Annotated in this window: 20 protein-coding genes and 1 pseudogene; 5 read left to right on the top strand and 16 right to left on the bottom strand. The window is 62.8% G+C overall.

Annotated elements, in window-relative coordinates:
- Window positions 1-59: 59 nt before the first annotated feature.
- The 8 genes from ACU0DV_RS15555 to ACU0DV_RS15520 form a co-directional block, all read right to left on the bottom strand.
- Complete coding sequence (locus tag ACU0DV_RS15555; RefSeq protein ID WP_446269965.1) at window positions 60-860, bottom strand: Pnap_2097 family protein; 801 nt, start codon at window positions 858-860, stop codon at window positions 60-62.
- Entirely contained in the window at window positions 860-2,140 is a 1,281-nt protein-coding gene (locus tag ACU0DV_RS15550; protein ID WP_446269964.1) for an MSMEG_0569 family flavin-dependent oxidoreductase, read from the bottom strand. The genes ACU0DV_RS15555 and ACU0DV_RS15550 overlap by 1 nt, the downstream gene beginning before the upstream one ends.
- A 14-nt stretch (window positions 2,141-2,154) precedes the next feature.
- Window positions 2,155-2,439, bottom strand: a complete 285-nt coding sequence (locus ACU0DV_RS15545; RefSeq protein WP_370312745.1) for an MSMEG_0570 family nitrogen starvation response protein — start codon at window positions 2,437-2,439, stop codon at window positions 2,155-2,157.
- Entirely contained in the window at window positions 2,432-3,406 is a 975-nt protein-coding gene (locus ACU0DV_RS15540; RefSeq protein ID WP_446269963.1) for a sll0787 family AIR synthase-like protein, read from the bottom strand. Before ACU0DV_RS15540 ends, ACU0DV_RS15545 begins: the two co-directional genes overlap by 8 nt.
- Entirely contained in the window at window positions 3,403-3,945 is a 543-nt protein-coding gene (locus ACU0DV_RS15535) for an MSMEG_0567/Sll0786 family nitrogen starvation N-acetyltransferase (RefSeq protein WP_446269962.1), read from the bottom strand. Before ACU0DV_RS15535 ends, ACU0DV_RS15540 begins: the two co-directional genes overlap by 4 nt.
- A complete protein-coding gene (locus ACU0DV_RS15530; RefSeq protein ID WP_446269961.1) occupies window positions 3,942-5,045 on the bottom strand; it encodes an MSMEG_0568 family radical SAM protein in 1,104 nt (367 codons plus the stop codon). Before ACU0DV_RS15530 ends, ACU0DV_RS15535 begins: the two co-directional genes overlap by 4 nt.
- Window positions 5,038-6,033, bottom strand: coding sequence for a Nit6803 family nitrilase (locus ACU0DV_RS15525; RefSeq protein ID WP_446269960.1), 996 nt, complete (start codon window positions 6,031-6,033; stop codon window positions 5,038-5,040). The genes ACU0DV_RS15530 and ACU0DV_RS15525 overlap by 8 nt, the downstream gene beginning before the upstream one ends.
- 72 nt (window positions 6,034-6,105) lie before the next feature.
- Window positions 6,106-6,588, bottom strand: coding sequence for an MSMEG_0572/Sll0783 family nitrogen starvation response protein (locus ACU0DV_RS15520; RefSeq protein WP_100931097.1), 483 nt, complete (start codon window positions 6,586-6,588; stop codon window positions 6,106-6,108).
- 275 nt (window positions 6,589-6,863) lie between these two features.
- On the opposite strand from ACU0DV_RS15520, the gene ACU0DV_RS15515 reads away from it, so the two are divergent.
- Window positions 6,864-8,234 carry an aminotransferase-like domain-containing protein gene (locus tag ACU0DV_RS15515; RefSeq protein WP_446269959.1) on the top strand — a complete coding sequence of 457 codons (1,371 nt, stop codon included), beginning with the start codon at window positions 6,864-6,866 and terminating at the stop codon, window positions 8,232-8,234.
- On the opposite strand, the gene ACU0DV_RS15510 is transcribed toward ACU0DV_RS15515, so the two are convergent.
- The 8 genes and pseudogenes from ACU0DV_RS15510 to ACU0DV_RS15475 all read right to left on the bottom strand — a co-directional run bounded on the left by ACU0DV_RS15510 (window position 8,200) and on the right by ACU0DV_RS15475 (window position 15,202).
- Window positions 8,200-8,637, bottom strand: coding sequence for a DUF983 domain-containing protein (locus ACU0DV_RS15510; RefSeq protein ID WP_446269958.1), 438 nt, complete (start codon window positions 8,635-8,637; stop codon window positions 8,200-8,202). The genes ACU0DV_RS15515 and ACU0DV_RS15510 overlap by 35 nt on opposite strands.
- Window positions 8,638-9,090: 453 nt before the next feature.
- Window positions 9,091-10,200 (bottom strand): helix-turn-helix domain-containing protein, encoded by a 1,110-nt coding sequence (locus tag ACU0DV_RS15505; protein ID WP_446269982.1) that lies wholly within the window; start codon window positions 10,198-10,200, stop codon window positions 9,091-9,093.
- 181 nt (window positions 10,201-10,381) lie between these two features.
- Window positions 10,382-11,347 (bottom strand): plasmid partitioning protein RepB, encoded by a 966-nt coding sequence (gene repB, locus ACU0DV_RS15500; RefSeq protein WP_446269957.1) that lies wholly within the window; start codon window positions 11,345-11,347, stop codon window positions 10,382-10,384.
- Entirely contained in the window at window positions 11,347-12,531 is a 1,185-nt protein-coding gene (gene repA, locus ACU0DV_RS15495; protein WP_446269956.1) for a plasmid partitioning protein RepA, read from the bottom strand. Before repA ends, repB begins: the two co-directional genes overlap by 1 nt.
- Window positions 12,532-13,041: 510 nt before the next feature.
- The gene (locus ACU0DV_RS15490) at window positions 13,042-13,248 is read right to left on the bottom strand and encodes a MarR family transcriptional regulator (protein ID WP_446269955.1); all 207 of its coding nucleotides are present in this window, start codon (window positions 13,246-13,248) and stop codon (window positions 13,042-13,044) included.
- The gene (locus ACU0DV_RS15485) at window positions 13,232-14,047 is read right to left on the bottom strand and encodes an AraC family transcriptional regulator ligand-binding domain-containing protein (protein WP_446269981.1); all 816 of its coding nucleotides are present in this window, start codon (window positions 14,045-14,047) and stop codon (window positions 13,232-13,234) included. The genes ACU0DV_RS15490 and ACU0DV_RS15485 overlap by 17 nt, the downstream gene beginning before the upstream one ends.
- Window positions 14,030-14,272: pseudogene (locus ACU0DV_RS15480) on the bottom strand (transposase); the annotation flags it as partial. The gene ACU0DV_RS15485 and the pseudogene ACU0DV_RS15480, both read right to left, overlap by 18 nt.
- A gap of 90 nt (window positions 14,273-14,362) precedes the next feature.
- Window positions 14,363-15,202 carry a DUF305 domain-containing protein gene (locus ACU0DV_RS15475; protein ID WP_446269954.1) on the bottom strand — a complete coding sequence of 280 codons (840 nt, stop codon included), beginning with the start codon at window positions 15,200-15,202 and terminating at the stop codon, window positions 14,363-14,365.
- A gap of 198 nt (window positions 15,203-15,400) precedes the next feature.
- Between ACU0DV_RS15475 and ACU0DV_RS15470 the strand changes: the two genes are divergently transcribed.
- The 4 genes from ACU0DV_RS15470 (at window position 15,401) to ACU0DV_RS15455 (ending at window position 20,138) form a co-directional block, all read left to right on the top strand.
- Window positions 15,401-15,982, top strand: coding sequence for a L,D-transpeptidase (locus ACU0DV_RS15470; RefSeq protein ID WP_446269953.1), 582 nt, complete (start codon window positions 15,401-15,403; stop codon window positions 15,980-15,982).
- A gap of 506 nt (window positions 15,983-16,488) precedes the next feature.
- A complete protein-coding gene (locus tag ACU0DV_RS15465) occupies window positions 16,489-17,532 on the top strand; it encodes a substrate-binding domain-containing protein (protein ID WP_446269952.1) in 1,044 nt (347 codons plus the stop codon).
- Between the two features lie 111 nt (window positions 17,533-17,643).
- Entirely contained in the window at window positions 17,644-19,140 is a 1,497-nt protein-coding gene (locus ACU0DV_RS15460) for a sugar ABC transporter ATP-binding protein (RefSeq protein WP_446269951.1), read from the top strand.
- Window positions 19,137-20,138: an ABC transporter permease gene (locus ACU0DV_RS15455; RefSeq protein WP_446269950.1), complete on the top strand. Its 1,002-nt coding sequence runs from the start codon at window positions 19,137-19,139 to the stop codon at window positions 20,136-20,138. Before ACU0DV_RS15460 ends, ACU0DV_RS15455 begins: the two co-directional genes overlap by 4 nt.
- The last annotated feature ends 2 nt before the right edge of the window (window positions 20,139-20,140 follow it).

The raw sequence follows: 20,140 nt of genomic DNA, 5'->3' as shown, positions 1-20,140 counted from the left end.
GTGCTACAGCGAATTTCCTGGGCATGACGCGGCACCGCGGAGACGCGCCCTGTCTTCTTTCATTCCGCCGCCACTTCGGTCCGGATCACGGCTATCGGCGTGCCGTCACCTCGGGTCATATACATCTTCTGGCCGTGGCCGAAGACATGGACCGTATCGCCTTGGTTGAGGTTCCCGAGGTAGACAACGTCGCGCTTCCGGACCGGCCCAAGGCTCCCCTCCCGCGCATGTGCGGCTGTCGCGGCGATGCGCGAGAAGGCCGGGAAATACAGCAGCCCCACGGCATTGAAATCCAGCGCGGGGACCGGGCGTTCAACATGGATCTCGGGCGCCCGCGCCACGACGGTTCCACGCAGGCTTCGGGCCGTTTCCCGCGCCTGTCGATCCAGCGCCAGCAGGGCCGGGTCGGCCGGGGGCAGGTGCATCTGGCCCAGGACAGAGTTGCGATAGATCCGCGTGTTGCAGCCCTGCGTGTCATGGCTGACAAAGGTCGAGATCATGGACAATTCGGCAATCACCGCGCCGTCGACCAGCAGCCGGTGCTGCGACGCGGTGCGCGTCTCGGTCACGGCGAACAGCGCGGATGCCGCCTTTACATCGCGCCCCAGCAACGACGCGGACGGCTGCAATCTCAGCGACGTGGCGCAGAACGCGGCGTAGACCGGTCGCCCGTCTGCCGCGTGGAACACCGCCTCGCGCTGGCTAAGCGCCTTGGCGATCAGTGCCCAATGCTGATCACCGCAAAAGCGCAGGACCCATTGCTCCGACAGCCCGTCCGGCGACAGCTGCGCCATGCCAAGCGGCAGGTCGGCGCAGGTCTCGACCGGCGCGGGGCGGGCCGCAAAGGCGACGACTGCCATCAGGCGACCGCCCGCTTGCTGGTATCCTTCAGTTGCGCGGCGATCTGGTCGGCAAGATAGGCGCTGTCCTCCTCGATCCCCAGGAACCGGCCCGAACCCCAGGTGTTCAGCCAGCCCAGGCCGATGAAGTGGAAACCGTGCACATCCGTGACACCGCGGTGGAACTTCGGTTTGCCCCGCCCGTCGAAGACATCGACTTCGATCCAGGAATAGTCCGGACGGAACCCTATGGCCCAGAGGACCGACGCGATACCGGCCTCCTTGATGTCCAGTTCCGTGCGCTCGGCTTCCGGCTCCCAGACCTTGACGAAAGGAGGCTCTTCGGGCGCGTCGATCCCCGCGCGGGCGATGTAGCTGTCGATCTGGTCGCGGATACCGACATAGCTGCGGTCGGCGTCGTCGAGGTTCTTGGCGAGGTCGGGCAGGAACTCCAGCCTGCGCCCGTCCATGTTCGCCAGAGAGCCATACAGCTCGACCCCGTGCTCCACATGCCACTTGCGCAGGTCGATCTCCTTCCCGCCGTCGCGGCCGGACATGTAGTGGTTGGTCTGCGTCATCGCCTTCACCGGGTCGGGATGGGTGTCGATGGTGACCTTGTAATGCCCCGCGTCATGCAGCCAGTCGGTCGCGTCACGGCCGCGATACTTGCGCGGGCTGCGCGGCGCGGGGCCGACGGCAAGGTGCACGCTCCGCCCTGCCCTTACGAAATCCTCCATGATCTGCACGCCGGATTGACCGGTGCCCACGATCAGCACGTCGCCTTCCGGGAGTTGCGCCGGGTTGCGGTAATCGACCGAGTGCATCTGCACGATGGTTGGGTCAAGCGCCTCGGCATATGCGGGCTCTATGGGCTTGTCATAACCGCCCGTGGCGATGACCACCTGGTCGGTTGTCCATGTGCCGATGGTCGTCTCGACCAGGTAACCGCCCTGCGGATGATGCGCGATACGGGTCACGGTGACATGTTCGTAGAGGTTCGGCTCGAATGTCGCGGCGAATGCGTCGAGATACGCGGTGATATCCTCGCGCAGCATGAAACCGTCCGGGTCGGTACCGCCGAATTCCTTGTCGTAGTGGAATCCGGGCAGGCGGCATTGCCAATTCGGCGTCACGAGGCAGAAGCTGTCCCATCGGTTCACGCGCCAGGAATGGAAATTCTCGTGACGTTCGAAGACGACGCTTTCGATGCCCTTCTTCTGCAGCTGACAGGCCACGGAAAGGCCAGCCTGACCGCCGCCGACAATCGCGACAGGGACATGCGGGATGTTTGCGTCTTTCATGGTCTCGGTCCTTTTCATGTGATCGACAGGCAGGTGACCTGCGCGTCGGGCTGCCCTTCGAAATCGGCGACCCGCCGTTCGATCCTGTCGAGCTGGTCCATCGCGGAAGAGCAGGCGAAGCCGTATTTGCGTTCGACCCGGTTCGAGGCGCGCTCCATCGCGATCCGGGCTCGCAGCAAGAAGTCCGGCAGCGGGTAGCTTTGCCCCGGGGTGAACAATTCGGTGATGACGCTCGACGGGGAATAGCAGCGCTCTTCGCTGCCATCGGGCCAGCGCAGGGTCCAGTGCATCTCAGGCATCGGCTCGCTCCTTTCGGGACGGCGACAAGTATGGTGTCTGGGCATGGTCCCAGAACAATGCGGTCTCATGGTCGCGTTGCAGGCGAAGGTCGGAACCTTCGGTAATGCTGCCGATGGGGTCGGCCCAGATGCCGCGCCCCCGGAAGGCAAGGCAGACCTCGGCCGCGTGCTCCGGCGCGACAGAGAGCAGGAATCCGAAGCTGGGGAAGCTGTGCAGCCAGCGCAGCAACGGCACATCGGCGGGCGGCAGGATGCGGTTGAGGTCGAACACCGCACCCACACCCGAGCTTTCGCAGAGCATCAACGCCGTACCCGCGATGCCACCCTGGCTGATGTCCTTGCCGGCGCGCAGCAATCCGGCCTCGGCGAGCGAAGGCAACAGCGCCAGATCACCGCGCAGGCGGTCGTGCGGGGCGTCGAGAGCGGCACAGAAATTGTCGAAGTTCACGTAGCGGCCCCGGTGGTCGATGGCCGCCAGCAGCACGTCGCCGGGGCGCGCATCGAAGCTGGTCACAGGCGTTCGGGCCTTGCCCAGCACCGACACCGCGAGGTTCAGTTCGGCAGCCGCAAAGTTCGTATGGCCACCTACCAGAGGCACGCCATAGGCCGTGGCGGCATCACGCAGCCCCTTCATCAAGGGCGCGGCAAGATCGGCATTCGGGGCCCAGACCTGGTCGATCAGCGCCGTGGCCCGACCGCCCATCGCGGCGATATCCGACAGGTTCACCATGACCCCGCACCAGCCCGCGAACCACGGGTCGGCCTGAACGAAGGCGGGGATGAAGCCCTCACCCGCCAAGAGGTCATAGCCCTCTGCCGTTTCGATCAATGCCGCATCGTCGCCCGGGCGGCCCGGCGCGTTGCCGGTCAGCCCCAGCATCCCGGCGGCCTGAGCGATCCCCAGCTTGGACCGGATCGCCGGGTGCGCGCGCAGCGCCCCGGCCATGTCTGCCAGCGTTTGGGTCATGCCCGCCGCCCCGGCTTCATGAACCAGCCCGCCGTCGGGTCGTCGCAGGGCGGATAATGCGCCAGGTCGGCGGACATGCGTGCATGCGGCACGCCGTGCAGATCGACCTCTTCCAGCAGGGTCCATTTCAACCGGCGGAACAGCGGCACGTTCTGTATCTGCACATGCGCCAGAAAGGTGTGACAGCCGCGCGCATTTGCCGTGCAGACCGCAAGGCGGATCAGTTCGGTCCCCAGCCGCCCGACCTGCCGAAAATCGCGGTCCACCGCCAGCCGCGATCCCCACCAGAGGCCCGGGCTGTCCTCGTGGATGCGCACCGTGCCGACCACCTCATCGGCCTCGTGCGCATAGGTGGACAGTGCCACCAAATGCGTGGCGACCAGGTCGATCTCGTCGCGGTCGTGGTCCTTGAAGATCGCCTGTTCCTCGACGAAGACCTTTCGGCGCAATGCCTCGGCTCCGCGCGCCTCGAAGGGTTTTGACGCCGCGCGGATGTAGTAGCCGGGGCATTGGAACAGGTGCGGCTCAAGCTCGATCATGCCGGCACCTTCAGCTTTTCATAGGTCGACAGGGCCGAACACGCGCCGCATTTGCCGCACCCGGCCTTGATGTCTTCGGACCGGATGCCCGCGCGTACGATCATCTCGCCCAGCGGGCGCAGGATCGAGGCCATGAATTCGGGCTTCGGAGCCGGATGGCTTTCGAGCGGCGTGCCCGAGATCGGCACGAACGGCACGACAAAGGGATAGACGCCCATGTCGCACAGCTTCTGCCCCATCTCGAGGATTGCCTCGCGGCTGTCGCCAAGACCGGCGAGGATGTAGGTCGAGACCTGCGCGCGGCCAAAGACTTTCACCGCCGCCTCGAAGCTGGACATGTATTTCTCCAGCGGCACCGTGGCCTTGCCCGGCATGATCCGCTCGCGCACCTCCTGCGTCACGGCCTCCAGATGCATGCCAAGAGCGTCGATCCCGGCATCCTTCATCCGCTGGTGCCACATGTCGTCGTCCGGCGGCTCGCACTGGCCCTGCAAGGGCAGATCGACGGCGGCCTTGATGGCGCGGGCGCTGTCTACCATGACCGCCGCACCGCGATCCTTGCCCCTCGGCGTGCCGGTGGTCAGCACCATGTGCTTCACGCCGTCCAGCTCGACGGCGGCCTTGGCGACCTCGGCAAGCTGTTCGGGCGTCTTGTGGGCGATGGTGCGCCCGGCGGCGAGGCTCTGGCCGATGGCACAGAACTGGCAGGTCTTCTTGCGGCTTTCGTAACGGATGCAGGTCTGCAGCACGGTCGTCGCCAGAACGTCACGCGAATGCAGGACGGCGATCTGGCTGTAGGGAATGCCGTCTGCGGTCTTCAGGTCGTAGAACCTCGGCCGCGTGGGAAAGCGCACCTTTGCAATCTCGACTCCGTCGCGGGTGACGCGGGCCTGTCCGCCCGCATCCGGCGGCTCGACCAGAAACGGAGACTCGAAGGCGGGCGCGGTGTGCACCGGGACCATCACCGTCGTCTCGCCGATGGTGATGGCCTTGTGGTCCGAGGGCCCTGCCCCGCCCCGCCGCGCCTCGTGGCCGGCGCGCGGGTCAACCAGCCGCATGCCGTGGGATTGCAGGTCGTTGATCAGGTCGGCATCAGACATGGCTCGGTTCCTTTTCCTCGAGATCGGCTTGGGCCGGAGGGTGCGGCACGGCGGCGGCCTCAAAGGCCACGCGTGTCTCGGCGGGGCGCGTGTCATGCACGAGGTGCAGCAACTCGGGCCGGGCATAGTGGCCGACGCTGTCCATCATGCGCTTGCGCTTGGTGATGAGCTTCATGTCCAGATCGGCGATCAGGATGCCCTCGCCCTCGGTCATCGGCTCAGCCAGGTGGCGGCCCTCGGGCGAGATGATGCAGGTCATGCAGCCGTCGCGCATGGCCTTCTGCAGTTTCGGATCGGGATGCAGCGACTGGATCTGCTCTTCGGTCAGCCAGCCGGTGGCGTTGACCACAAAGCATCCCGCCTCGAGCGCGTGGTGGCGCATCGTGACCTCGATCTGTTCGCCAAAGATCGGACCGACCAGAGAGCCAGGGAAATGGGCCGCGTGAATTTCCTCGTGCTGGGTCATCAGCGCGTATCGGGCGAGCGGGTTGTAATGCTCCCAACAGGCCAGCGCGCCGACGCGGCCGACTTTGGTCTCAACGACCTTCAGCCCGGCCCCGTCGCCCTGCCCCCAGACCATGCGCTCATGGTAAGTCGGCGTGATCTTGCGGCGCTTCAGCGCGAGGGTACCATCGGCGTCGAAGATGAGTTGCGTGTTGTAGAGCGAGCCATGGTCGCGCTCGTTCACGCCCAGCACGACGACAACGCCGCGCTTGCGCGCCGCCTCGGCCACGGCCTGGGTTTCCGGCGAGGGCACGACCACCGCCTGATCATAGAGCTCCAGATGTGCCGCGCCCTGTTGCACGGGGGGCAGCACGAACGAGAAATAGGGGTAATACGGCACGAAGGTTTCCGGGAAGACTATGAACTCCGCACCCTTCTCGGCGGCTTCGGCAATGGCATTCAGCACCCGCTCGATGGTGCCCGCACGGCCCGTCAGGTCCGGCGCGATCTGCACCGCGGCAGCGCGAATTATGTCGGTTCTCATGGTACCTGGTCCTTCCTTGTCGTGGAGCAAAGGAACGGAGCCGCGCCACTGACCGGCACGGCTCCGCATGTCTCACACCGTCCAGGTGTCGAGGATGAAAGCGTTGTCCTTGCGGTGCAGAAGGATGCAATCGAGCACGTCCTGAGGCGCGATCGGTGTGATCCCGGGAAGCAGCGACGGTTCGCCGTGACCGTAGAGCGCCTGCAGGGCAAAGCGGCAGGCATAGATCTTGCCGCCCTCGGCCATGAACTTCTTGAGATTGGCGGCAAAGTTCTGGTGGCCGGGGAAGGCTTCGTCGCCAAGTGTCGGGAAACCGCGCTGGATGCCGAGGGTGACGCCGGGGCCGTATAGCAGGATCGAGGTCTCGAATCCTTTGCGTTGCAGACGAATTGCCTGCAGAATGTTGACCAGACCGATGGACCCTTCGAAGGCCACCGTATGGAAGGTCACAAGCGCCTTCTCCCCTTCGTCGGCCTTGACGTCTTCGAAGACCTTTTCTTCGTAGTTTACGAAAAAATCGCCGTCCTTATGAGCTTCTTTGGTAACTTCGGGCATCCCGTATCTCCTGTTCACTGGATGCCTTCACACTGATCTCGCTACCAAAATTCTATCAATACAACATTCATTTATGCAACATTTTTACATACAATAAAGCGGGCAAGGGTCGCGTTATTAAGCAGAGCCCGCAATTTCCGATGAAATTATCCGCGGAAAATCAATCCGCTCCTCGCTGCAGCTGCTGCCGCACCTTCCGCAATCCGTCGAATCCATACAATGCGCTTCAATTCTCCCGAATCATTGGCTATCAATGCCTCAGAACGGAGAACGACATGACAGACTGGACGCCACGGGCCGAAACGAGCGGCAAGCCACGCTACATCGCAATCGCCGACGCGATAGAGAAAGACGTCCGCGACGGGCGACTGTCCCCGGGCACCAGGCTGCCGCCACAGCGGATGCTTGCGAAACAGTTGGGCATCGACTTCACCACCGTGTCGCGCGGCTACAGCGAGGCGCAGTCCCGCGGTCTCGTCACCAGCCACGTGGGACGCGGCACATTCATCTCCAAGCCGACCGAGGCCCCCAACGGTCCCGACCCGCTGCGCCTCGCCGATGAAGACCTGTCGATGAACCTACCGCCGGAGCCCACCGACCCCGGCCTGATCGCCATCATGCGAGCCGGACTGGATTATGTCTCTGCCAATCTTCTGCAGCTGCTGCGCTACCAATCCTCGACCGGCTCCGACAAGGACAAGGCGGCAGCGTCGACGTGGCTTAGCCTGCGGGGCATGATCCCCAGCAGCGCACGTCTGGTCATCTCACCCGGCGCGCACAGCACGATCTGCGCCATCCTGACGATCCTGACAGAGCCCGGCGACACCATCCTGTGTGAACAGATCACCTATCCGGGCTTTCGCAACATCGCGTCGCGGCAGGGCCTGAACCTGGTCGGGATCGAGATGGACAAGGATGGTATCTTGCCCGACGCTCTGGCGGAAGCGATCCGGGCGCACGGGCCCAAGGCGCTGTATCTCAATCCGACGCTTCAGAACCCGACGACACTCACGATCCCCACGGACCGGAGGCTTGCCATCTCGGAGGTGCTGAACAAGCACGGGCTGCAGCTGATCGAGGACGATGCCTACGGCTTCATCCCGGCAAAGGCCCCTGCCCCGATTGCCGTGTCGGCGCCGGACCTGACCTGGCATATCGGAGGGCTGGCGAAATGCATCGGCGCCGGGCTGCGCCTGGCCTACACGGTGGCGCCCAACGGCAGGCAGGCCTATTCGCTCGGTCAGACGCTCAAAGTGCAGGCCGTGATGCCGTCACCCATCACCACCGCGCTTGCAACGCAATGGATCGAAGATGGGACCGCCGATCAGATCCGGCGCTTCATCCGGTCCGAAACCTCGGCCCGGCAGGCCATAGCGCGCGAAGTCCTCGAAGGATTCGATTTTCGGGGGGCAGAGAATGCGTTCAACGTCTGGCTGTCCCTGCCGGAGGGCGTCGGAAGGGCCGACGTCGTCGCCCGGATGGCCGGGCGCCCGATCGGCATCATGCCGTCAGACGCGTTCAGCGTGGGAATAACCCCGGGAGATGAAGTGCGCCTGTGCCTTGGCGGATCACTGTCGCGAGAAGCCTTGCGGGCGAACCTCTATTTCCTGGTCAACAGTCTCCAGCACAGCGCGTTTCTTGGCTGATGGCTGGACCGGAAGCGGTCCTGCCAAATCCGTGCATCCCCTTGGCCCACTGAAACGCCACGAACATGCCCTTGACCGGCGGCAACATCAGAAGCGCGAGAGCGATGGAAGCCGCTGACAACAGACATGCCACGAGAAGGGGATTGTCCCGAAAGCTCTCGAAGAAGACCGGCAATGCAAAACCCATGAGGTGGCCAACCACCAGGATGGTGACATAGGCTGGGCCATCGTCTGCGCGCTGGGGCGTGAGGTCGAGGCCGCAAACCTCGCATTCGGACCGCACCTTGAGATAGCCGTTGAAGACGGATCCCTCGCCGCACTTCGGACACTTGCAGCGAACTCCCCGCTTCAGGGCTTCCCTGACGTCGTGGGGTGCATCTTGCGTGGTTTCAACGTTGGACATCATGATGCCTCCTTGTCTTTGACAGCGGCTTGGAGTGGCCACCTCTGCTTTGCTGAGCGTCTCAATGAGACATACAATTTAATGAGACATACAATTCAAACATTGAATCCATAATGTGTCATTTCGTCCCGCGAGCAAGGAGGCATAGAGGTTAAGCAATTTACGTTTATCATTTTAGATACAATATCTTATTGTCCGGTATATGGCTGTTGGGCCCAGTATTGATTGCATTCAATCAAAAGGGTGTACGGAGTTGCTCGTGAGGTGGCCGAAGCGCAGGTCGACGGTCGAGCCGCGCCAAGCAGCAGCATCGGGAGCTCGAACTTTGAAGATCAGCCCCTGCCCCACCGCATCGGAGGAAATCTTTGTCACGTTACGTCAGTCAGACAAGGCTCGCCCACTAGCTGCTGGCTCACGCCAATAGCGCGGACGTTCTTCCACGAGCCATGACCGCTACGCCAGAGCCATTGACGACCGAGAACGCGGTTCCTTCGGCGCTGTGGTTGGCAACAGGTCACGTGGAAGCATTGCGCCTGATTGGAGGTCACGAACAAGTCTCATGGCATACCGTCTGGGGCTCTGTATCCTGTCCTGGCGTTCCAGAACGTAACCAAGGATCATGAAGGCAAGACTTGGGCCCATGGAGTTGACGGTTTGCCAGACCTGTCCAAGACCGAGGTAGCTCGCGATCAGGTCCATCCTTTCTTTGCAGTCTGCATTGTTCTTGGCACTCCGCAGCTCCAGGCAAAGCGTAGGGAATGCAGCGGTAACCTCTCTTTCGGAAAGCTGTTTGTCTTCAAGGGTTGGAGCTTCTTCACTAGGGTTAATATTTGTTTCTTTGTGCCCCTCATCCGAGGTGTCACTGCCCCGCGATTTGCCTGTTCCGATTTCGCCAATACATGACTTTTCCACCTTCAAAGCGTCGAGGAGGCCGGTCAGTTGCTCTTCGACGGGTTTGCGGCGAAGGATGCGCGCTGCGTTCTGACAGAGTTCGTGTGCGTTAGCCTTTGCCTCGCCCAGGATGGATTTTAGGTGGGACAGGGCAAGGACGCAACGGTCCCGGAGCAGGGTCAGTCGTTCTTTCTGGCGTGTGTAGGCTTCAGCGCGCTCAGCGAGCTCTGTGTGGCGCTCAAGAAGCGGGAGGAGCGACAGACCGCTGGCAAGCACCACCCTGCCCTGCCGGTCTCGGCGTGCCCACCGCTTGTTGTTTCCGGCGGCATGACGCGTCACCAGCCCCAAACCGACAAGGCGGGCAATATGGCGTTCCACGGTCTGGACGCTCACATGCGCGCGTTCCGCCAGGGCTGCGTTCGAGGCGAAGCAGATGTGCGAATCCTCTGCGTGTGGCGAAATGAAGTCGTCGCGCATGAACGACAGCATTGCGCGCAACAGGTTCAGTGGTGTGGCCTTCAAACCCAGCGGATCGCGTGCCTGTTCCACTGCGCGTAAAAGTGTCCACTTGTCGGGTCTGGGTTTGGGTCGTTCAGGCAAAGCTCCGCCCTGCCCTGCCGCAGAGTGCGACGGGTTTGCGCCCCTGGGGGCAAAATCGTTGATTGGGGTCATGTCTGGCCAGCAGGCAAAGAAATACCGTCCGCACCGGTGCGGTTTTTTCTTGTTCACTGATTCGAGTGCTGCTAACCTTTAGGTGTCAAGCTAAGGGCGCCTAGTGCGCTACAGCCCTCGAAGCCTCCGGTTTCGGGGGTTTTTCTTTACGGTGCATCCTCCTTTCTGCTCTTCCTCAGTTTCAGTCGGCGTCGTTTACAGTTGTAAACGCGCGGTATTGTTCCTTGATGATCTCGTCGATGTTGTCGTCGAGCCACTTTCCGAATGCGGCATTGGCGCCAGCTTTCGAAATCGAAACCGAAACGGCCCCACGGCCGGACTTCACGATCACCCCGTCGACGGGTGTCGATTCTCGCAGCTGCGCCGGTCGGGCGCCGCGGCGGGCGATCTCTTTCAGCAAGCGGTCGAGCCGTTCATCTGAGGTCGATTGGGGATCGAGCTTCTTCAGGATGGCCAACGCGGTGGATGCTGTGACTTTCTTTGCGATGAATGCATCGGCCAGAGCAGTCCACTTCGGACGCCCGGATTTCGGCGCAGCGCCGATGACGTCACCAACGTCGTCCGGCACGTTGTCGGTGACCTTCGTGAGGTGCGACAACCCGGAGGCGGTCAGGCCCAGTACCTGCCGGGTCGTCTTTGTGTCATGCCCCGCAACCTGGATCACGGCAGCAAAGCGCGCCTTTTCGTAGAAGGAAAGATTGCGCCTTGCCGCATTCTCAAGCCCCTTGGCCAGCAATGCCGCCGCGTCGTCGAGATCCTGCACGTTGGCACGGACCTTCAGCCCGAGGTCACGACAGGCCTGAAGGCGTCGACGACCGTATATCACCTCGTACCGGCCTTCGATTGGCGCACGGCGGACAAGGATCGGTACCTGCTGACCTCCGTCGCGTATGCTGTCTTTCAGGGCTTCGAAACCTTCGGCATCGTCGTCGGAGTTTACAGCTGTAAACGCCTCCATGCGATCCTTTGGACCCCAGTCATCGATCTGTGCGGGGTCGATTTCGCGAATGGCCGAAAGTGACCCCTGAAGCGCTCCGAGTGCGGGTGCGCTGCTGCGGGCGGGCCGATCCTTTGCGCCAGCCTGTGGGCTGGAGCGCGCGATGGTGCTCGCAATTCCGGACATGCTGCCGAGGGATTTCCGTGCCATCAGTTACGTCCCCATGCTTTCTGAATCATCATTTCCACCTCGTGCCCCACGGCATCCATGGATTGCTTGGCCCGGTCATATGTGGCGCGCGTCATGTCGGAACGGACGACCTCGTAAATCGACTGCTTGAGCATTGTCGCGTCGCTGATCGCCGTCGATTTCAACGCCGTCGACGACATCACCCGTTCTTGGAACAGTGCACGCATGAAGGAGGTCAGCTGTTGCGACGGTACGTCGGTGGGTTCGTCGCGGGTTATTAGGAACCGGAAGTTGTCGTAATGCAGCTTCGCGCCGGCGTCCTCGATCACGCCCATGTAGGCGCCGACCAGTTCCATGAACTGAGCGGTGGAGGACACGTCGAGCATCGAAGGCGTCAACGGAACAATCAGAGAGGTCGCCGCTGCCATGCCCGAAATTGTGAGAAACCCGAGCTGTGGCGGGCTGTCCATGAGGACTATGTCGTAGTCGGCTTCCACCTGTTCCAGCGCGCTCCGAATTCGTGTGAAGAATGGCTGGTCCGGTGCCGAGTGCACCGCGGACTCCGTTTCGAATTCCGAGAGCAACAGGCGGGAAGGGGCCAGGGACAGGCCGGGGAAATAGGTTTCCTTGATGACATCCGCCAAAGGGACGGGATTGTCGTAACGGATGGCATCGTAGATCGTGAGACCGTCGAACTCGATCTCGGGGCTGATCCCGCACATGGATGTCAGCGAACCCTGGGGGTCCAGGTCGATGGCCAGCACCTTGTAGCCGTGAAGCGCGAGGTAGTGGGCCAGGTGAATCGTGGTGGTGCTCTTCGAAGAGCCGCCCTTGAAGTTCATCAGCTGCCAGACCTGCAGCTTGTCGCCATCGCGGCGGCCAGGCAGGTAACGGCCCTTCTTGCGGGACGTCCCTTCGAGAATGCGGCGTGCGTCCCACAGTTCCCGGACGTTATAGTAGCGGCGGCCGCCACGGACGTCGGTGGGTTCGGGCAGGGTGCCTTCGGCGTGGGCCTTGCGCATGAACTGTCCGGACACACCCAGCAGGTCCGCGGCCTCAGGGGCGGAAAAGGAGCGCAAGGATTTGGTGTTGTCGGGTGCGAACGCCGAAAGGAGATGTTCGCGTATTGCGCTGGTCAGACGCTCTGATATGTCTGTTGCCAGCTCCGACGGGCGGTCTGCGTCGAGCGGTGTCACCGGAATCATGTAGTTGCCCCAATTTCCAGAATGTGGCCTTTTTCGCGCCACTTGGGGATAAAAGGTTCGATTCAGGGCTCTAAGTCAATAATTTTTTGACAAAACAGAGACTATTTCACCCGAACCTTCAATGACTTCCGGCGCGTCCCTGAAGTTTACAGCTGTAAACTCGCCGCGGTACAGGGTGCGTTCTGTCGTGCTAACCGGCGAAATCACGGGACATGCGGTCGCATCTGGGCAACATTCTGATAGCAGGTAGTTGGCTAAAGGTGCGGCTGCCCGAGACCGTTTCGCACTCAATCACTTGCACCTCTATTGGGGCGGATATCTCGACCCTTCCCGATCTTGCCTCGCAAGTGGAGGTGCATAAAGTTGGAACCAGAACGGGGAGAGCCGTGGTTAAACAGAGCGCTGCGCCAGTTTCGCGTATTGGCCATCGGTGGGGTAGGGGGCTTTGCTCTGGTTGGCCGCCTTTTCGGGTGCGACCCCCGAAAAGGTCTGGTCGTAGATGGTGCGGGCTTAGGCGAGCGCAAGTCTGCGCAACTGGTCGCCCTTTTCAGTCGGGCGCACCTCAGTGACCCGGCCATCACTCGGACGCACACGGGTTGCGACCAGTTCGTCCTTGATCATCCGCTGGATCACCTTGGTCGTCGTGTTCAGTTTCTGCGCCGAAAACGCGGCGATTTCGGAGACCGGGAGATACTGATCCTCATAAAGGCTCATCATGGCACGTCAGCGCGGGATATCTATGCCGATGTGCCGGATGCGGCGTTCTAGAGCATCCGAAAAAGCGGAATTGACCTAGCTGACCCGGTAAAAAGGTCAATCGGTTTTCAGGTGCTTCGGGTCGTTCATCGTCAAAATCATGCGTCCGGTTCAACGAGGGCGCAGGTAGGATAATGTCAGCGCGGCTGATCGAACGTGAATATGCCCCGTTTTGAGTGAGTTGCGGCGCATTTCGATGGGGCTTCTCCGGTCCAGCCGCGCCATGCCCGCCCGAACGCAGCCGGATCGGTGTATTCGAGGGCCTGAGCGACCAGCCCGACCCGAGCGGCGGGCTGCGCGAGGAGCCGGGTGGCACGGGCAGGCGCACCTCGTCGAGATGCAGCGCCGCGGCCACCCGGTCGAGCGTGATGGCGGAGAGGCCCAGGTGGGCGCCGATCACTGCGCGGGCTGCGGATGTCGTGTTGACGACCGGGGTCGCTTCGCCGATGAGGTCGAGGACGTGGCGCTCGCGTGTCGCAAGCAGCCCTCGGTCCTCGTGGCGGATCGCGCGCAGGGCTTCCGGACGGGCGATGATCAGGCGATTGACCGGCTGAAGATAGCGAACAGGCGCACGGAACATCCGTTCGAGCGGCTGCGGATCCTCCGGGGCAGGGTGTTCGAAGTGGACTTCAAGAGGAGTAAATCGTGAGGTGAAGTTGTCCCTGATCACCCGCGTGACCGATGCAAGGGAAAACTCCCCGTCCTTACGGCGAGGCCAGATGTTTCCGTTGGCAATCCGGTAGGCGAACTTGGCCACCATCTGTCCAAAGATGTCTTTATCGCTCCAGCGCTTCCAACTATTGTGGAGGGTCTTGTGCAAACCATACACCTTCGGTGCATACCTCCGGCGCAACCCATTGCAATTTATGAAGATAATCCCGTTCAGGATACGCCGGTCGTCGACACGCGGCTTGCCGTGGGACTTCGGGAAGTATGCTTCCAAACGCGCCGTCTGCGCATCGCTGAGCCAGAAGACATCAGACATCTCACCGCTCAGTTTTCGCGCGATGATTCATGCCCTTCCGCTGAAATCAATGGGTCCTGAGCCTAACAACCGAAGTTGCAGACCCCAGTCTCACTGACCCCCATCGCAACTGTACTGACCGCGGAAGCCAGCCGTGTAGTCCTCGCCCGCCGTCACGATCATGTCCGAGAGATCGTCACCCTTGCGAATTTCCGCGTTCAGCGGGTCCGCGGCAAAACGGGCAGTGGCTGTGTCGTCGGACTGCAGGTCGAGCTGCACAAGATCGCCGCTGATCTTCATCACGGCCGCATCGGCACCAACCGCCAGAACGGCAGGGCTGGAGGCCGTGTAGGTGAACCGGCAGCTTTCGCCTTCGGGCAGAACCTTGGCGATATCGTCTCCGGTCAGGAATTCCGGATCGACCTTGGCGACGACCTCGGTGGACAGGGCCTGCTGCGCGTCGACCACCACCGTCGCGGCGGCAGGCTCTTTCGGGGCGGCCTCGCCATTGGCGGAAATGTCGGCGATCAGGTAACGCATCTCGGCGATTTCCTTGTCCTGAGCGTAGACGATGTCCTCGGCGAGCGTCTGCACCCGCGGATCGGTCAGCTCGGCCCGTGACGAGGTCATGATGGCAATCGAGTGGTGCGGGATCATAGCCCGCATGAAGGACCGGTCCTGAACCGTGACTTGGCTGCGTACGAGCCAGAGGCTGAGCGCGAAGGCGATGATCGAACCGGTGAAGATCGCGATATTGGCCAGTCTGTTGGTGTACATGCCCAGCATGAAGGACAGCATGACAAAGGCCATGACCGCCCCCATCAGAACCGCCATGTAGGCCCGCGTTTCGGAAAAGAAGACATGCCCTATCAGGTAGGTGTTCAGATACATCAGAACGAACATCACGACAGTCGATGTGCCGATCATCAGAAAGAAACGTGTGTAGTGCATGGGTGGCGCTCCGTCTGAGAAAGGTTCATCGGGAAAACGAACATCGGGTGCGGAAAGGTTCCGACGCGCGGCCCGATTTGGCCAGAAATCGTGTTTTTCCGGGAACAAACGGCGCTTGCGCGCAGCCCTCACGCAGGTGTGACTCCCCTTCCGGCCCGGGCGGCAGGTGTTGTGGTTTGGCACAGGAAAGGAGCGCCCATGACCCAATTCACTCGCCGAACTCTGCTCGTCGCCGGAGCGGCCGCGCTGGCTGCGCCCCGACTGGCGCTGGCGCATCCGGTCAAGCTGCCGGAACGGTTCAACCCGACCGCCGTCCACACCGGGCGCATGGACTGGTTGCCAGGCGAGGTCCACGTCGTACCGGACGAGTTCTACCTGTACCTGATGGGGGAGGGCGGTGCGGCGATCCGCTACGGCGTGGGGGTCGGACGCAAGGGCCTGTACGAGGCCGGCGTCTTTACCGTCGCGCGCAAGGCGAAATGGCCGTGGTGGCGACCGACCCAGTCGATGATCCGCCGCGATCCGGGTAAATACGCGCAGTACAAGGACGGCATGCAGGGCGGGCCGAACAACCCGCTCGGCGCCCGTGCGCTCTATCTATACGACGACGCGGGGCGCGACACCTACCTGCGCATCCACGGCACCAACGCGCCCTCGACCATTGGCAGCGCCGTGTCGAACGGCTGCGCGCGGCTGACCAACGAACACGTCAAGGATTTGTACGAGCGGGTCGAGATTGGCGCCCGCGTGGTCCTGCACCCCAAGGTGACGACCGCGTGATCCAGCCCCGGACAGGGAGAACCCCGGCGCGTTCTGCCGGATAATCTGTCCGAGGCGAACTGGGGGGCGCTTCGGATCACCTGAAGACGGGCACTGTCTATGGTGAAGGACAGACCGGCAACACCGGCGCTGTTGGAGCCACTCCTTGCCCACATGCGGTCAGACCTCCGTCGCCGGGCACCGCATGTGGATGGGGACCTTCCACGCCCAGGCGTCCGGACCGTAGTCCCGCCTGCGGCAAGTAAATGCGCTTTTACAGTGCAGTACGGGGGACGAGTCAGCCGTGCTGGCGCTTGGTTCAGGACAAAAACGGGCCGCCAAACGGTCTCCACAAAGCGACGGGACCTTGCCGAACCCACGCCATGACCCGCCGCGTCGCAGCGACGTGAAATATATTTCTCACCTCAGGATTTATTGACAGGCGGGGGCCTCCTCCGCATCTTCGGGCCGGTGAAACGCCGGTGCTGACTGAGGAGTTTTCGGTCCCGGCCCAGGGAGGACATCCGATGAAGACCAGATATTTCGCGGCGGCAGCCGCCTCTTTTGTCATGGCCAGCGCGTCAGTAACGCTTGCGCAAGATGCCGATACGCCTTGGGAAACCAGCCCGTTCCGCTGCGAGCCGGGCGAGACCTACGTGATGAACGTGATGGTTTCAGGTGTGGAATACTGGTTCCCGGTCTACGAGATGTTCAAGCAGGCCGCGCATCAGTTCGGATGCGAGGCGGATTACACCGGCACGCCGGAGTATGACGTCAACAAGCAGATCGCCACCTTCGAGCAGGCATTGGCCAAGCAGCCCGCCGGCATCCTGCTGCACCCGATGAACCCCGATCCCTTTGTCGAGCCGATCAACCGCGCCATCGAGCAGGGCACTGCCGTCGTGACCTTTGCCGCCGACAGCCCGAACTCCAATCGGGTGTCCTATGTGACCTCCGACAACGCCCGTGAGGGCCGCGTGGCTGCACAGCAGATCGCCGAGGACATGGGCGGCAAGGGCCAGTACGCCGTGCTGGAGAACCCCGGCCAGGACAATCACGACCGCCGCGTCGCCGCCTTCATCGAAGAGATGGAGACGAACTGGCCCGACATGGAACTGGTCGGCCGGGCGTCGACCGGGCAGGACCCGAACAAGGCTTATCAGGCGGTGCTGAGCCTCGCGCAGGCCAACCCCGATCTTGGTGCGGTCTTCATGCCGGAGGCTTCCTCGGCGATGGGCGCGGCGCAGGCGGCCAAGGAAGCGGGTGGCAGCATCCGCGTGATGTCGGTCGACGTGAACGCGTCGGTGCTCGACATGATCAAGGCGGGCGAGATGTTCGGTGCGATCAACCCCAACCAAGGCACGCAGGGCTATTACGGCTTCCTGCTCCTGTGGCTGGCCAAACACCCGGAGTTGATCGACCCGATGAACGACCACGCCGAGGCCGGGTTCAACCCGATGGGCATTCCGGTGCTGGACAACGGTTACTCGGTCGTGACGCAGGACAACGCCGAAAGCTTCTACTGGGACAAGTACCTCAAGAAGCGCGGCACCCGCGGTATCGAGGGGTAAGCCTCCTCGGTCCAGTCCGCGTCCTCCCCCTTTGACGGCGCGGCTCCTCCCGGCGGATCGGGTTCCACCGATCCGCCGAACACACAATCCCCGCCAATCCCGGAGGCTGCCATGCCGCCCCTTCTTCAACTGAGCAACATCGCGAAGAGCTTCGGTGCGGTGAAGGCGCTGCGCGATGTCTCCTTCGAGCTGCGCGCCGGAGAGATCCACGCCCTTGCTGGCGAGAACGGCGCGGGCAAGTCCACCACGATGAAGATCGTCGACGGGATACAGCAACCGGACGCGGGCGAGATCCGTGTCGACGGCAAGCTGCGCCGCATCCGCTCACCGCTGGAGGCGCAGGCGCTCGGCATCGGCTTTGTGCATCAGGAGATCGCGCTCTGCCCCGACGTGAGCGTGGCCGAGAACATCTTCATGAGCGCCACCGCCACGCGGAGCGGTCTGATGAACTTCGCCGCGCTGGAGCGCAAGGCAAAGACCGTTCTGGAGGAACTCTGCGACGTCGATCCCGCCGCGAAAGTGGGCGATCTGAGCATCTCGAACCAGCAGTTGGTCGAGATCGCCAAGGCACTGACGCTGGATGCGCGGATCCTGATCCTCGACGAGCCGACATCCGCGCTGACCGAGACGGAGACGGAAAAGCTGTTTCGCATCGTGCACCGGCTGCGCGAGCGTGGCTTGGGCATCATCCACATCTCGCACCGCATGGCCGAGATCTTCGATCACTGCGACCGTGTCACTGTGTTCCGCGACGGCGAATACGTCACCTGCCTGAACATCCCCGAGACGACCCCGCAGGAGGTCGTGAACAACATGGTCGGGCGCGAGATTTCGCACCTTTACCCCGCCAAGGCGACGCAGCCCGCGGGCCGGCCGCTGCTCGAGGTCGAGGGCGTGACTTGCGACCTGCTGAACAATGTCTCGCTGACCCTGCGCGAGGGCGAGATCCTGGGCATTGGCGGGCTGATCGGCGCGGGCCGGTCCGAACTGGCCAAGGCGATATGCGGCCTGCGCCGCAGCTCCAAGACCGTCCGTCTGATGGGCGAGGCGGTCGATATCCCCGATTTCTCCGCCGCGCTGGAACGCGGTCTGGTCTACGTTTCCGAGGACCGCAAGGGCGAGGGGCTGTTCCTCGACCTGCCGATCTCGATGAACGTCTCGTCGCTGCGCCTGAGTCAGGTGACGAAGGCAGGCCTTGTCGACCGCGCCGCGGAAACCGCACAGGCCGAGACGCTGGGTCGCCGCTTGAGGCTCAAGGCCGGCAAGCCCGAGGACCCGCCGAGCACCCTGTCGGGCGGCAACCAGCAGAAGGTCGCGCTGGCGCGGATGCTGTCGGTGAACCCGAAAGTGGTTTTCCTGGACGAGCCGACGCGCGGCGTCGACGTAGGCGCCAAATCCGAGATCCACGCCATCCTGCGCGACCTTTGTGAACAGGGCGTCGGCGTCGTGGTGATCTCGTCCGAACTGCCCGAGCTGATCGGGCTCAGCGACCGCATTGTCGTCCTGCACGAGGGCGAGATCACAGGTGAACTGGGCCTCGACGAGATGACCGAAGAGGCGATCATCCACCTTGCCTCGGGCCTGCACATTCAAGGAGACGCAGCATGAGCGAGACCAGCCTTTCCGGCGGCATGACCCGAACCCGCGCCCCCGGCGCCCTGCGCAGGCTCGCGGGCATGCGCGAGATGGGACTGCTCTGCATCATCCTTGCGCTCTGCATCGTGATGAGCTTCGCCAGCCCCTATTTCCTGACCTGGTCGAACTTCCGGACCATCTTCCTCAGCTTCTCCATCGAGGGGATCGTGGTTATCGGCATGACGGTGCTGCTGATCGTCGGCGGGCTCGACCTGTCGGTGGGCGCGGTGGTCTGCCTTGCGATGGTGGTCGCGGGCAAGCTGTTCCTGATGGGGCTGGACCCCTGGCTTGCCTCTGCGGCGGGGGTCGCGGCGGCGGCGGGGGTCGGCGCAGCCATGGGCCTCTTCGTGGTGCGTGTCGGGCTGTCGCATTTCATCGCGTCATTGGCTGCGATGGTGATCGTGCGGGGCCTGTGCCTTCTGATCACCAAGGGCACGCCGCTGTCGCTGTTCAGCCTGCCGCCCGAGTTCAAGTTCGTGGGGCAGGGCAGTCTTGGCGGTCTGCCGGTGGTGGTTCTGATCTTCATCGTGCTGGCGGTGGTCTTCGACTTCCTGCTGCGCCGTTCCGCGAAGTTCCGGACGATCTTCTACACCGGGTCGAACGAGAAGGCCGCCGAGTATTCCGGTATCCGTACCAAGCGCGTGATCTTCTGGGTGACGGTGCTGTGTTCTACCCTTACGGGCCTCGCGGGCGTGATCTTCATGGCGCGCTTCGGTTCGGCCACCCCGCAGTTCGGCGTCGGCATGGAGCTGAACGTGATCGCCGCGGCGGTGATCGGGGGCGCCTCGCTCAAGGGGGGACAGGGGTCGATCTTCGGCGCGGTGCTGGGGGTGGCGCTCTTGTCGCTGGTGACCTCTTCTCTGATCCTGCTCGATGTCAGCGTTTACATGCAGGACATGATCAAGGGCTTCATCCTGCTTGCGGCGGTCAGCTTCGACCACCTGATGAACAAGCGCGGCAAGCGGAGCTGATC

The organism is Sagittula sp. (genome assembly GCF_052825245.1).
The sequence above is the reverse complement of the archived record's forward strand: the minus strand, read 5'-3'. Positions and strand labels throughout refer to the sequence as shown.